The sequence below is a fragment of the Sphingomonas sp. NFX23 genome (assembly GCF_049887795.1).
Taxonomy (GTDB): domain Bacteria; phylum Pseudomonadota; class Alphaproteobacteria; order Sphingomonadales; family Sphingomonadaceae; genus Sphingomonas.
Genome location: NZ_JAGEKH010000002.1, coordinates 328,850 through 340,955, shown reverse-complemented (window position 1 = coordinate 340,955; position 12,106 = coordinate 328,850). Strand labels below are relative to the sequence as shown.

The following is a 12,106-nucleotide window of genomic DNA, read 5'->3' as shown; positions in this document are numbered from 1 at the left end:
AGCTTAGGGGTAAGCCGCACTCACGAAGAACAACCCATCGGGCGGCGCATTCAGCCCCAACATCGCCCGATCCTTCGCCGCCAGCGCCTTGGCGACATCGCCAACCGCCCATCGCCCCATACCCACCAGCGCCAGACACCCGACCATAGAGCGCACCTGATGATGCAGGAACGACCGAGCCGCCGCATAGACAAACAGCCGCTCCCCCTCCCGCACAACCTCGAGCCGATCGAGAGTCCGCACCGGACTATCCGCCTGGCAATGCGCCGACCGGAACGTCGTGAAGTCATGCCGCCCGACCAGCGCCCCCGCAGCCTCCGCCATCGCGTCTGCATCCAGCAACTGCGGCACCTGCCAAGCCAGCCCCGCCTCGAACGTCAACGGCGATCGCCGGTTGACGATCCGGTACTCATAAGACCGCCCGACACACGAAAACCGCGCATGCCAATCGTCGTCGACCACCTCGCACGCCAGCACAGACACCGGCGCGGGCTTCACCAGCGCATTCAGCCCCTCCATCAACCGAAACGCGGCGAGCGGCTTCGCGATGTCGACGTGCGCGCGCATCGCCATCCCGTGCACGCCCGCATCGGTCCGCCCCGCCGCCTGCACCGACGCGGTCTCCCCGGTCATCTTCAACACCGCGGCCTCCAGCGCCGCCTGCACGCTCGGCCCGTGCTTCTGTCGCTGCCAGCCCATGAACGGCCGCCCGTCGAACTCCACCGTCAACGCGAACCGCGTCAAAGCTGCGTCCCCGACCGGATCGGAAACCCCCGGAGCAATTCCGTGGCAGAGGTGACGCCGCGCCCCGCCCGCTGCACCAGGGTCGGCCGTATCGCCCCGTCGCCGCACCCGATCGTCAGCTCGGCATTCACCGTCAGCCCCTCGCACCCAAGAAACGAGAACGGCAACACGTCCGCGGCCAGTACCTTCACCCGCTCGCCGGCATGCTCGAACCACGCCCCCGGCGCCGGGTTCATCGCCCGCACTAGCCGCTCGACCTCGACCGCGGATCGCTCGAAATCGATCCGCGCCTCCGCCTTGTCGATCTTCGCCGCATAGGTAACGCCCTCCTCGGGCTGCGGCCGGGCAGGGTAGGCGTCGAGATCGCCCAGCACCTCGACCATCAACCGAGCTCCCATCGCGGAGAGTTCGGACGTCAGATCCCCCGCAGTCTTGCCGACAATCGGCGTCCGTCCCTCGAGCCTTACCGGCCCGGTATCCAGCCCCGCCTCCATCTGCATGATCCCGACGCCCGTCTCGGCATCGCCCGCGAGGATAGCCCGCTGCACCGGCGCCGCCCCGCGCCACCGCGGCAACAACGACCCATGCACGTTCAGACACCCGAACCGCGGCGCCTCCAGCACCGCGCGCGGCAGAATAAGACCATAGGCCGCAACGACCGCCACATCCGCGCCCAAGGCCGCAAACGCCTCGCGAGCTTCCAGCCCCTCCGGCAAAGACGCCTTGAACGACACCGGCGTCCGCACATCGATCCCCAGCGCCTCGGCCCGAAGCTGCACCGGCGACGGCACTAGCTCTCGCCCACGCCGCCCGCCCGGCCGAGCCGGCTGGCAATACGCCGCCACCAATTCATGCCCCGCCGCGACGAGGGCCTCCAGCACCGGCACTGCGAAGTCCGGCGTTCCCATGAAGATGATCCGCATGGCCCCTCTCGAACACGCTGGCGGGGAGCCGCGCAACCCCCTATCTGTTCCCTATGGCATCCCCCGAGATCGAGGCGCTGACGCAGGCGCTGGCCCGGCTCCCCGGCCTCGGCCCCCGGTCCGCACGTCGTGCCGTGCTTCATCTGCTCAAGAAGCGCGATGCGGCGCTGGGTCCGTTGCGCGAGGCGCTGACCGCGGTCGACGAGCGGCTGGAGAATTGCTCGACCTGCGGCAACGTCGACACCACCAACCCCTGCGCAATTTGCGCCGACCCGCGCCGCGACCAGCGTTCGCTGTGCGTGGTCGAGGAAGTCGCGGACCTCTGGGCGCTCGATCGATCGCGGCTGTTCCCCGGCCGCTTCCACGTCCTCGGCGGGCGGCTGTCCGCACTCGAAGGCATCCGCCCCGAAGACCTGAGCATAGACAGCCTCGTCCGCCGCATCGAAGCCGGCGGCATCGACGAAGTCGTCCTCGCGATGAACGCCACGCTCGAAGGCCAGACCACCGCGCACTACATCGCCGAGCGCATCGAACGCTTCCCGGTCCGCGTCACGCAACTCGCGCACGGCCTCCCAGTAGGGGGCGAACTCGACTATCTCGATGAGGGCACGCTGGCGCAGGCATTGCGCGCACGACGTCCGATGGCTTGAGCCAGGTGCTTGACGCACCCGGCACGTGTACCTTAGCGGACGCGCTATGACCGTCATGACCGTTCTCGAAGTCCCCGATCCCCGCCTGCGCCTCGTCGCCGAGCCGGTGGAGACGGTCGACGACTCCACCCGCACGCTCGTCGCCGACATGATCGAGACGATGTACGACTTCAACGGCATCGGCCTCGCCGCGACCCAGGTCGGCGTGCAGAAGCGAGTTCTCGTCATCGATCTCCAAGAGGAGAAGGACGAGGACGACAAGCCGATCAAGAACCCCAAGGCGTACATCAACGCCGAGATCCTGTCGGTCAGCGACGAGGTCTCCACCTACAACGAAGGCTGCCTCTCGATCCCGGAGCAATATGCCGAGGTGGCGCGCCCGGCGCGGTGCCGCGTGAAGTGGCTCGACGAGACCGGCGCGGCGCATGAGGAGGATTTCGACGGCCTGCTGTCGACCTGCATGCAGCACGAGATCGACCATCTCGACGGCGTGCTGTTCATCGACCACATCAGCCGCCTGAAGCGCGACATGGTCATGAAGAAGCTGGCGAAGCAGCGCAAGCTGGGGTGAGGGGCGTGGGTGTCGGCGCTGTGTGTGCCGAGAGTGGGCGCCTGAAAGTGCGGCTCGTTCGCCCAACACGCGACCACCCCGGCGAAGGCCGGGGCCCAGTTGGAAAGTTCGCAGTAACTACGGGCCGCGCTCAGTTAGCGACGTCTCCCAACTGGGCCCCGGCCTCCGCCGGGGTGGCGCTGGTGGAGAAGGTGTCGCCCGCCCTCTAGTTCCCCCGCGAAGGCGGGGGCCCAGGACCACGAGCGCCACCGCCCGTAACCCTGGACTCCCGCCTCCGCGGGAGAACAACATATTCCGATTGTCCTACATCAGCCGTTCGACGTATGTTCCACGCATGACGGCTCCATATCCTTCCCAAACCCGCTCGCCGATGCGCACATTCTCCCCTGAGAAATTGCTGCGCCAGCGTCTGCACTTTGTGCACTTCCAGCTAAATTCGCCGGTGCAAAATGGCTGAGTTCGCCATAATCGCCGTCCTCGCGCTAGCCGCCGGCATCCTCCTCGGCTGGCTCCTGGCCTCCCGCCGAGCCGCCACCCTAGCCAGCGAACTCGCCGTCGCGCAGACCAAGGTCGCCGACGCCGACCTCATCCGCACCGCGCGCGATGCGGTCGAACGCGAACGCAACGCCGCGATGCAGGACCTCGCCACGCTCCGCGCGCAGAACGCCGAACGTGCCACCGACACCGATCGCCTGCGCCTCGACCTCGCCACGATCCGCGCCGACCGAGACGCCGCCCGCACCGAAATCGCGACGCTCAAAGCCCAAGGCGAGGCATTCGAAGCGCGCCTGCTCGAACTCCGCGAGGCGAAGGACGTCATGGCCGCGCAGTTCGGCGACGTCGCCAACAAGCTGCTGAGCGACGCGCAGAAGACCTTCCTCGAACGCGCCGACGCCCGCTTCCGCCAGTCCGAGGAGTCAGCCGGCCTCAACCTCAAGTCGATGCTCCAACCCGTCAGCGACCGCCTGCAACGCTACGAAGAGGGCGTCGCAAAGGTCGAGGCCGAGCGCCGCGACGCGTTCGGCGATCTCAAGGGCCAGATCGAACAGATGCGCCTCGGCCAGGAAAAGGTCTCGACCGAAGCCGCCAAGCTCGTCAATTCCCTCCGCAACGCCCCAAAGTCGCGCGGCCGCTGGGGCGAGCAGCAGCTCAAGAACGTCCTCGAAACCTGTGGCCTGAGCGAGCATACGGATTTCCAGACGGAAGTCTCAGTCGCGGTCGGCGACGACGGCGCAAGGTTGCGTCCAGACGCGATCATCCGCGTCCCCGGCGGCCGCGCGTTGGTGATCGACGCAAAGGTCTCGCTTAACGCGTACCAGGACGCATTCGGCGCGGTCGACGACGCCGAGCGCCTGATCGGCCTAGCCGCCCACGCGGCCTCGATGCGCGCGCACGTCAATGGCCTCGGCAACAAGGCCTATTGGAGCCAGTTCGCCGACACGCCCGACTACGTCATCATGTTCGTCCCCGGCGAACACTTCCTCTCCGCCGCGCTCGAACACGACCCGACGCTCTGGGACTTCGCCTTCGAAAAGCGCGTGTTGCTGGCAACGCCGACCAACCTGATCGCGATCGCCCGGACGGTAGCGGCGGTCTGGCGCCAGGAAAAGCTCGCCAACGAAGCACGAAAGATCGGCGAACTCGGCAAGGAAATGCACGATCGCCTCGCAAAGGTGGCGGACGATCTGCGCAAGGTCGGCGTAGGTCTCAACAGCGCGGTGAAGAACTTCAACGGCTTCACCAACTCGTTCAACGGCCGCCTGATGGTGACGGGGCGCAAGTTCCGCGACCTGAACATCGAGACTGGCGCGCGGGACTTGGAAGATGTGTCGTCGGTCGATGCGCTGGCGTTAGGCGAGGGGCCTGCCCTGATCGAGAAGCCGGAAAACGTCGAAAGCTGACCTTCCACTACCACCACCCCGGCGAAGGCCGGGGCCCAATTGGAGGACGCGGATGATGGGCGCTGCGATCCGTTACTCTAGCTTTCCCAACTGGGCCCCGGCCTCCGCCGGGGTGGTAGGGATTGGTGTTCTCCCGCACCGAAAACCGATCGGTACAAAATTCGTTCACCTCCCGGCAACCTTTCCACATCCTGCGCATTAACCGGATAACACCCCCAAGAGTCACCCGGTCATGAAACACCTAGTCCCCATCCTCTGCGCCCTCATCCCCTTCGCGGCAATGATCGGCGCCTGCGTAACCTGCCCCTGACACGCACCGCAAAAGCACAAAAGAAAAGGCCCGCCCGGATCACTCCGGGCGGGCCTTTCTGTATCGGCTAAAAGGGAAGCGAAGGGATCAACCCTGCGCTTCTTCCTCCTGATCGCGCGGTGCTTCGGCGGTCGCGCCGGGCTCTGCGTTCGGATCGTAATCCTCGACGAAGCCAGCCTCGTCGCGCTCGAACATCGACGACATCACGTCGACGCCCGAAGCCTGCATCTCGGCCTCTTCAGGCGAACGGGCGACGTTGACCTTGACGGCCACCGACACCTCGGGGTGCAGCGATACCTTGACGGTGTAGACACCGATCGCCTTGATCGGCTTGTCGAGCACGATCGCCGACTTGCCGACCTTGTGACCGTCGGCCACCAGCGCATCGACCAGATCGCGAACCGCGACCGAACCGTAGAGCTGACCGGTGTTCGACGCCTGACGGATCAGGGTCACGGTCGCGTCGTTGAAGGTCTTCGCTTCGGTCTCGGCATCGCTGCGACGCGATGCGTTGTCCGATTCGATCTTCGCACGGTTCGACTCGAACACCTTGCGGTTGGCTTCGTTCGAACGAAGCGCCTTCTTGTTGGGAAGCAGGAAGTTACGCGCGTAACCGTCCTTGACCTTCACCACGTCGCCGATAGCACCAAGCTTTTCGACGCGCTCAAGCAGAATGACGTCCATGTGGGCGCTCCTTACTTAACGATGTAGGGCAGCAAGCCCAGATGACGCGCACGCTTGATGGCTTGAGCCAGTTCGCGCTGCTTCTTTGCGGCCACCGAAGTGATACGCGACGGGACGATCTTGCCACGCTCGGACACGAAGCCCTGCAGCAACCGGACGTCCTTATAGTCGATCCGGGGAGCGTCTTTGGCGGAGAACGGGCAGCTCTTGCGGCGGCGGAAGAATGGACGTGCCATTATTATTCAGCTCCCTCTTCGCGGTCACGACGGGGACCACGGTCCGGACGATCGCCACGATCGGGACGGCCCTCACGGCCACCTTCACGGTCGCCACGACGCTCGCGGTCACGATCCTGCTTGCGCATCATCACGGTCGGGCCCTCTTCGAGGGTGTCGACCTTGACCGTCATGTAACGGATGATGTCTTCGTTGATCTGGGTCTGGCGCTCCAGCTCTGCGATCACGCTGCCCGGGGCATCGATCTCAAGCATGACATAGTGCGCTTTGCGGTTCTTGGCGATCTTGTACGCCAGCGAACGCAGGCCCCAGTTCTCGGTCTTTACGACCCGACCTTCGTTGTCGTTCACGATCTTGGTGGCGATTTCCGCCAGTGCGTCCACCTGCGCTTGTGCCAGATCCTGGCGCGCAAGGAACACGTGCTCGTAAAGAGCCATGTCTTGTCCTTCGTCTTGGCCGATCGCTGATACACGCCCCATGCGTGCACCCCTCCGGCTGTCGTCTAGAATGCAAACAGGGGCGAGAGACGCGAATCTCTCACCCCGGTTGCAGAGGGCCTTACCCGTTTATCGGGGAAAGGCAAGGTAATGGTAGGTATTACCGGAACGCGCCGCCGCGAACCTGGACCACGTTGCCGCGACCGTCGATCAGGATCGCGTCACGACCCGAGCGGACCCACTGATGCGCGCGGGGCGGGGGTGCGAGACGATAGTTGCGGTACGTCGTGATCACCCGGTAGTTCTGCGCCTGGCGACGATCGAAGCGCTGGCCGGCGCGCCAGTTGCGATACTGCGGCGTGCGGACGACGGTGCGCTTGGTGACGACGGTGCGGCCATTGTCGTTGTGGCGCACGGTGGTCACTTCGCGACGCTGCTGCTGCGCTTCGGCAGGGGCTGCGGCGACCAGCGGGCTGGCGACGAGCGTAGCGGCAAGCGCGCTGAGGATGAACTTCTTCATGATAATCTCCCGTTTGAAACACGGCGCCGTTGCTGCGGCGTCCTCCATAATTTGGGAGCCGATTGTCGCAGGCGATTGTCGCAAGGCCAGGGAAATGGTCGCATATTGTCGCAAGCTCGCAGGGTTCGTTCAGGTTGCAACTCGACGCGCACCTTTATAGGCCCCGCGCTCGAACGAAGACCCAACACAGAGGAGAGGCCATGCGCGCGTTCATCTTCCCCGGCCAGGGGAGCCAGTCTGTCGGCATGGGCAAGGCGCTCGCCGACGCCAGTGCCACCGCCCGCGAGGTGTTCGCCGAAGTCGACGAGGCGCTCGGCCAGCACCTGTTCCGCCTGATGAGCGAAGGGCCCGCGGACGACCTGCTCCTCACCGAGAACGCGCAGCCCGCGATCATGGCGAACGCGATCGCCACCCTGCGCGTCGCCGAGAAGGAAGGCGGCCTCCGCCTCGCCGACAAAGCCGACTATGTCGCCGGCCACAGCCTCGGCGAATATACCGCGTTGTGCGCCGCCGGTGCGCTCGACCTCTCGACCACCGCGCGTCTCCTGAAACTTCGCGGCCGGGCGATGCAGGCCGCAGTCCCGGTAGGGGAGGGCGCCATGGCCGCATTGCTCGGCACCGACCTCGAAAAGGCGCAGATCATTGCCGGCGCCGCGGTCGACGCTATCCTCGCGGAAGGCGGCCCCGAACTGATCTGCACCGTCGCCAACGACAACGACCCGTCGCAGGTCGTCATCTCCGGCCACCGCCTCGCCATCGAAAAGGCGATCGCGCTGGCCAAGGACCTTGGTGCCAAGCGCGCGGTATTGCTCCCCGTCTCCGCCCCCTTTCACTGCCCCCTGATGCAGCCAGCCGCCGAAGCCATGGAAGCAGCCCTCCTGGATGCCGACCTCCGCGCGCCCCTGGTCCCGGTTTTCGCCAACGTGGACGCAACTGCCGTCGCCGACCCTGGTGCGATCCGTCACCTGTTGGTCCAGCAGGTCACCGGCATGGTCCGCTGGCGCGAATCGGTGTTGGCGATGCACGCGGTGGGCGTCGAGCACTTCGTCGAATTCGGCGGAAAGGTGCTTAACCCGATGATCAAGCGCATCACCCCCGACGTCGAGACGACAAGCGTCATCACGATGGACGACATCGAGGAACTCGTGAAGAAGATGTGATCACGCGGAGACGCGGAGCCGCGGAGAGAAAATTTGAGAGAGATCGATCAGATCAGCGGCGATGTGCTCGATCTCTCCCTTCGCATCCACCGCGAGCTGGGTCCGGGTCTCCTCGAAAGCGTCTACGAGTTGGTCTTGGCAAGTAAGCTTGCCAGTCTGGGTTACCACGTGGCGCGGCAGCGACCGGTAGACATCGAATTCGATGGCATGCGGTTCGAAGCTGCCTTCAGGATCGATCTGCTGGTCGATGAACGCCTTCTCGTTGAAATCAAATCGGTAGAGCAGTTGAACGCAGTCCACGGCAAACAATTGCTGACATATCTCCGCCTTACCAGGCAGCCCGTAGGGCTGCTGATCAACTTCGGTGGCGCAACGCTAAAAGAAGGCGTGCGACGGATCGTAAATGATCATCGCCCCTCCGCGGCTCCGCGTCTCCGCGTGAACAACCTTCTTGGAGACTGACCAATGTTCGACCTCACAGGCATGACCGCCCTCGTCACCGGGGCATCCGGCGGGATCGGATCCGAGATCGCCAGAGCCCTGGCCGCCCAAGGCGCGCGCCTGGCCGTATCCGGCTCCAACGCCGACAAGCTCGAAGCCTTCCGCGCCACCCTGAACGGCGACCACGTCGTGCTCCCCTGCAACCTCTCCGACGCCGCTGCCGTCGACGCGCTCGTCCCCCAGGCGGTGGAGAAGCTCGGCAAGCTCGACATCCTCGTCAACAACGCCGGCGTCACCCGCGATAATCTCGCGATGCGGATGAAGGACGACGAGTGGGACAGCGTCATCCGCGTCAATCTCGAAGCCGCGTTCCGCCTCATGCGCGCCGCCGCCAAGCCGATGATGAAGGCACGCTTCGGCCGGATGATCTCGGTCACCTCGATCGTCGGCGTCACCGGCAACCCCGGCCAGGCGAACTACGCCGCATCGAAGGCCGGCCTGATCGGCATGTCGAAATCGATGGCGCAGGAGCTCGCCAGCCGCGCCATCACCGTCAACTGCGTCGCGCCCGGTTTCATCACCTCGCCGATGACCGACGCGCTGCCCGACGCGCAGAAGACCGCGCTCACCGCAAAGATTCCGGCCGGCCGCCTCGGCGAAGGCGCAGACATCGGCGCGGCGATCGTGTACCTCGCTAGCCGCGAAGCCGGGTACGTCACGGGACAAACCGTGCACGTGAACGGCGGGATGGCGATGATCTGAACTTGCGCGCTGAACTACCGCGTTCTAGGTGCGTTCAGGAAATACCGAAAACCCCCAGATTTGAAGAGGGAACTACCATGAGCGAGACAGCTGACCGCGTGAAGAAGATCGTCGTCGAGCATCTCGGCGTCGAAGCCGACAAGGTGACCGAGGACGCGAGCTTCATCGACGACCTGGGCGCAGACAGCCTCGACATCGTCGAACTCGTCATGGCGTTCGAGGAAGAGTTCGGTGTCGAGATCCCGGATGATGCCGCCGAGAAGATTGCGACCGTCAAGGACGCGATCACCTACATCGATGAGCACAAGGCCTGATCAGGGTCTAGGGTTCAAACCTTTGGACCTGCCCTGAAGGGTGTGATTTGAGCGGCTCCCCGTCCTTGGGCAAAGAGGGCGGGGAGCCGTTTCGTTTTGAGAGCAGACGGAGTTTGAAGCCATGCGGCGTGTCGTCGTAACCGGGCTAGGCCTGGTCACCCCTCTGGGGGCGGATGTTGAAACGGCCTGGGCGAATATTCTCGCCGGCAAGTCGGGAGCGGGCCCGATCACGCGCTTCGACGCGTCGGACCAGGTGTGCCGCATCGCCTGCGAGGTGAAACCGGCCGACCACGAGTATGGCTTCGATCCGGCCAAGCGCGTCGATCACAAGGTCCAGCGCCAGGTCGATCCGTTCATCATCTACGGCATCGACGCTGCCGGCCAGGCTCTCGAGGACGCCGGGCTGACCGAGATGACGCTCGAAGAGAGCTGGCGTGCTGGCGTCTCGATCGGCTCGGGCATCGGCGGACTGCCGGGCATCGAGAGCGAATCGATCGTGCTCCACACCAAGGGCCCGCGTCGCGTCTCGCCGCACTTCGTTCATGGTCGTCTGATCAACCTGATCTCCGGTCAGGTCTCGATCAAATACGGCCTGCGCGGTCCGAATCACGCGGTCGTCACCGCCTGCTCGACCGGCGCGCACGCCATTGGCGATGCAGCGCGGATGATCGCGATGGACGACGCCGACGTGATGCTCGCGGGCGGCGCGGAGGGCACGGTCTGCCCGCTCGGCATCGCTGGCTTCGCACAGGCCCGCGCGCTGTCGACCAACTTCAACGACTCGCCCGAAAAGGCTTCGCGTCCCTATGACAAGGACCGCGACGGCTTCGTGATGGGCGAGGGCGCGGGTGTGCTGGTGCTCGAGGAGTACGAACACGCCAAGGCACGTGGCGCGAAGATGTATGCCGAGGTGATCGGCTACGGTCTGTCGGGCGACGCATACCATGTGACCGCGCCGCATCCGGAGGGCGATGGCGCGTTCCGGTCGATGCAGATGGCGATCAAGAAGTCGGGCCTCAAGCTCGAGGACATCGACTACATCAACGCACACGGTACCTCGACGCCTTTGGGTGACGAGCTCGAACTCGGCGCGGTCCGCCGCCTGTTCGGTGATGCGATCTCGGGTCTGTCGATGTCGTCGACCAAGTCCGCGATCGGGCATCTGCTTGGCGGTGCCGGCGCGGTCGAGAGCATCTTCTGCATCCTCGCGCTGCGCGACCAGATCGTCCCGCCGACGCTGAACCTCGACAATCCGAGCGACAGCTGCGTGGGGGTCGACCTAGTCCCGCACGTGGCCAAGAAGCGTGAAGTCCGCGCGGTGCTGAACAACTCGTTCGGCTTCGGCGGCACGAATGCGTCGCTGGTCATGACGAAGGTCCGCTAAAAACCTTGTTCCCCCGCGAAGGCGGGGGCCCAGTCTGGGTCCCCGCCTTCGCGGGGATCCAAGGAGTACCAATGCGCAAGGTCGGCTGTTTCGGACTCGTCTTAGGCCTGGCGGCAGTCGTAGCGCTGTTCCTGGTCGTACAAGGCTGGGGCGGGGCAGGCCCGGCCCCGCGCACGCTGACCGTGCAGATCGGCGAAGGCAGCACGCTGGCCGGCGCTGCCACCGAACTCGAAAAGGCCGGTGCGATCCCCTCGGCCCGCCGCTTCCGCTTGTATGCGCGGGCCTTCGGCTCGGGCGATCCGATCAAGGCGGGCGAATACCGCATTGCACCGCACGCCAGCCAGTCCGACATCCTCAAGCTGATGCAGGGCGGCAAGGTCGTCCAGCGCCTCGTCGTCGTCCCCGAAGGCTATCCTTCGGTCCTCGTCCACGATGCGCTGGGGAAGGCCGACGGTCTGACCGGCTCGGTGCCCGTTCCGGCGGAGGGCTCGATACTCCCCGACAGCTACGCCTTCCAGGCCGGCGACACCCGCGCGTCGGTCGTCACGCGGATGCAGACGGCGATGAAGACTTACCTCGCCACCGCCTGGGCCGCGCGCAAGCCCGGCATAGCGGTGACGACGCCCGAACAGGTGATCATCCTAGCCTCGATCGTCGAGAAGGAAACCGGCAAGCCATCCGAACGCCGCACCGTCGCCGCGGTCTACGGCAATCGCCTGCGCAACGGCATGCCGCTTCAGGCGGACCCCACCGTGATCTACCCGATCACCAAGGGCCGCCCGCTAGGTCGCCGCATCCTGCGCTCGGAGCTGCACGCGAAGAACGGCTACAACACCTATGCCGAAGCCGGCCTGCCGGTCGGCCCGATCGCCAACCCCGGCCGCGCCTCGATCGACGCGGTGCTGGACCCGGCGCAGACCCAGGCGCTGTATTTCGTCGCGGATGGCACCGGCGGCCACGTGTTCGCGAACACGCTGGCCGAACACAACGCCAACGTGAAGAAGTGGTACGCCATCCGCAAAGCCCGCGGCGAGATGTAATCCTCCCCGGAACGGGGAGGGGGACCATC

Annotated in this window: 15 protein-coding genes; 9 read left to right on the top strand and 6 right to left on the bottom strand. The window is 65.4% G+C overall.

What is annotated here, in order from left to right; all coding sequences use genetic code 11:
• Positions 1 to 3: 3 nt before the first annotated feature.
• Both truA and fmt read right to left on the bottom strand, forming a co-directional pair.
• A complete protein-coding gene (truA, locus tag J4O76_RS05525; RefSeq protein ID WP_426280730.1) occupies positions 4 to 744 on the bottom strand; it encodes a tRNA pseudouridine(38-40) synthase TruA in 741 nt (246 codons plus the stop codon).
• The gene (gene fmt / locus J4O76_RS05520; protein ID WP_426280729.1) at positions 741 to 1,667 is read right to left on the bottom strand and encodes a methionyl-tRNA formyltransferase; all 927 of its coding nucleotides are present in this window, start codon (positions 1,665 to 1,667) and stop codon (positions 741 to 743) included. Before fmt ends, truA begins: the two co-directional genes overlap by 4 nt.
• Positions 1,668 to 1,720: 53 nt before the next feature.
• On the opposite strand from fmt, the gene recR reads away from it, so the two are divergent.
• The 3 genes from recR to rmuC all read left to right on the top strand — a co-directional run bounded on the left by recR (position 1,721) and on the right by rmuC (position 4,789).
• Positions 1,721 to 2,317: a recombination mediator RecR gene (gene recR, locus J4O76_RS05515; RefSeq protein ID WP_056052820.1), complete on the top strand. Its 597-nt coding sequence runs from the start codon at positions 1,721 to 1,723 to the stop codon at positions 2,315 to 2,317.
• A 46-nt stretch (positions 2,318 to 2,363) separates the two neighbouring features.
• A complete protein-coding gene (def, locus tag J4O76_RS05510; protein ID WP_426280727.1) occupies positions 2,364 to 2,888 on the top strand; it encodes a peptide deformylase in 525 nt (174 codons plus the stop codon).
• A gap of 449 nt (positions 2,889 to 3,337) precedes the next feature.
• Positions 3,338 to 4,789, top strand: coding sequence for a DNA recombination protein RmuC (rmuC, locus tag J4O76_RS05505; protein ID WP_107962929.1), 1,452 nt, complete (start codon positions 3,338 to 3,340; stop codon positions 4,787 to 4,789).
• A 397-nt stretch (positions 4,790 to 5,186) separates the two neighbouring features.
• Here rmuC and rplI read toward each other — a convergent pair whose 3' ends face one another.
• The 4 genes from rplI to J4O76_RS05485 form a co-directional block, all read right to left on the bottom strand.
• Entirely contained in the window at positions 5,187 to 5,783 is a 597-nt protein-coding gene (gene rplI, locus J4O76_RS05500; RefSeq protein ID WP_056050886.1) for a 50S ribosomal protein L9, read from the bottom strand.
• An 11-nt stretch (positions 5,784 to 5,794) separates the two neighbouring features.
• Positions 5,795 to 6,019 carry a 30S ribosomal protein S18 gene (gene rpsR, locus J4O76_RS05495; protein WP_031393978.1) on the bottom strand — a complete coding sequence of 75 codons (225 nt, stop codon included), beginning with the start codon at positions 6,017 to 6,019 and terminating at the stop codon, positions 5,795 to 5,797.
• Positions 6,020 to 6,021: 2 nt separating this feature from the next.
• Positions 6,022 to 6,456 carry a 30S ribosomal protein S6 gene (gene rpsF / locus J4O76_RS05490; protein ID WP_056050884.1) on the bottom strand — a complete coding sequence of 145 codons (435 nt, stop codon included), beginning with the start codon at positions 6,454 to 6,456 and terminating at the stop codon, positions 6,022 to 6,024.
• 160 nt (positions 6,457 to 6,616) lie between these two features.
• On the bottom strand, positions 6,617 to 6,976 hold the full coding sequence (locus J4O76_RS05485; protein ID WP_426280725.1) for an RcnB family protein: 360 nt from the start codon (positions 6,974 to 6,976) through the stop codon (positions 6,617 to 6,619).
• A 200-nt stretch (positions 6,977 to 7,176) separates the two neighbouring features.
• Here J4O76_RS05485 and fabD point away from each other — a divergent pair, with 200 nt between their 5' ends.
• The 6 genes from fabD to mltG all read left to right on the top strand — a co-directional run bounded on the left by fabD (position 7,177) and on the right by mltG (position 12,077).
• The gene (gene fabD, locus J4O76_RS05480; RefSeq protein WP_426280724.1) at positions 7,177 to 8,136 is read left to right on the top strand and encodes an ACP S-malonyltransferase; all 960 of its coding nucleotides are present in this window, start codon (positions 7,177 to 7,179) and stop codon (positions 8,134 to 8,136) included.
• 33 nt (positions 8,137 to 8,169) lie between these two features.
• Positions 8,170 to 8,598: a GxxExxY protein gene (locus J4O76_RS05475; protein WP_426280723.1), complete on the top strand. Its 429-nt coding sequence runs from the start codon at positions 8,170 to 8,172 to the stop codon at positions 8,596 to 8,598.
• 3 nt (positions 8,599 to 8,601) lie between these two features.
• Positions 8,602 to 9,339: a 3-oxoacyl-[acyl-carrier-protein] reductase gene (gene fabG, locus J4O76_RS05470; RefSeq protein WP_426280721.1), complete on the top strand. Its 738-nt coding sequence runs from the start codon at positions 8,602 to 8,604 to the stop codon at positions 9,337 to 9,339.
• A 77-nt stretch (positions 9,340 to 9,416) separates the two neighbouring features.
• Positions 9,417 to 9,653, top strand: coding sequence for an acyl carrier protein (locus J4O76_RS05465; RefSeq protein WP_031393971.1), 237 nt, complete (start codon positions 9,417 to 9,419; stop codon positions 9,651 to 9,653).
• A gap of 121 nt (positions 9,654 to 9,774) precedes the next feature.
• On the top strand, positions 9,775 to 11,037 hold the full coding sequence (fabF, locus tag J4O76_RS05460) for a beta-ketoacyl-ACP synthase II (RefSeq protein WP_333921841.1): 1,263 nt from the start codon (positions 9,775 to 9,777) through the stop codon (positions 11,035 to 11,037).
• Positions 11,038 to 11,108: 71 nt separating this feature from the next.
• Positions 11,109 to 12,077 (top strand): endolytic transglycosylase MltG, encoded by a 969-nt coding sequence (gene mltG / locus J4O76_RS05455; protein ID WP_426280720.1) that lies wholly within the window; start codon positions 11,109 to 11,111, stop codon positions 12,075 to 12,077.
• Positions 12,078 to 12,106 lie beyond the last annotated feature (29 nt).

Coding starts and splice junctions, on each gene's coding strand:
- fmt (WP_426280729.1), bottom strand. CDS start 1,667: ATGCGGATCATCTTCATGGGAACGCCGGACTTCGCAGTGCCGGTGCTG.
- recR (WP_056052820.1), top strand. CDS start 1,721: ATGGCATCCCCCGAGATCGAGGCGCTGACGCAGGCGCTGGCCCGGCTC.
- def (WP_426280727.1), top strand. CDS start 2,364: ATGACCGTCATGACCGTTCTCGAAGTCCCCGATCCCCGCCTGCGCCTC.
- rmuC (WP_107962929.1), top strand. CDS start 3,338: ATGGCTGAGTTCGCCATAATCGCCGTCCTCGCGCTAGCCGCCGGCATC.
- rplI (WP_056050886.1), bottom strand. CDS start 5,783: ATGGACGTCATTCTGCTTGAGCGCGTCGAAAAGCTTGGTGCTATCGGC.
- rpsR (WP_031393978.1), bottom strand. CDS start 6,019: ATGGCACGTCCATTCTTCCGCCGCCGCAAGAGCTGCCCGTTCTCCGCC.
- rpsF (WP_056050884.1), bottom strand. CDS start 6,456: ATGGCTCTTTACGAGCACGTGTTCCTTGCGCGCCAGGATCTGGCACAA.
- J4O76_RS05485 (WP_426280725.1), bottom strand. CDS start 6,976: ATGAAGAAGTTCATCCTCAGCGCGCTTGCCGCTACGCTCGTCGCCAGC.
- fabD (WP_426280724.1), top strand. CDS start 7,177: ATGCGCGCGTTCATCTTCCCCGGCCAGGGGAGCCAGTCTGTCGGCATG.
- fabG (WP_426280721.1), top strand. CDS start 8,602: ATGTTCGACCTCACAGGCATGACCGCCCTCGTCACCGGGGCATCCGGC.
- J4O76_RS05465 (WP_031393971.1), top strand. CDS start 9,417: ATGAGCGAGACAGCTGACCGCGTGAAGAAGATCGTCGTCGAGCATCTC.
- fabF (WP_333921841.1), top strand. CDS start 9,775: ATGCGGCGTGTCGTCGTAACCGGGCTAGGCCTGGTCACCCCTCTGGGG.
- mltG (WP_426280720.1), top strand. CDS start 11,109: ATGCGCAAGGTCGGCTGTTTCGGACTCGTCTTAGGCCTGGCGGCAGTC.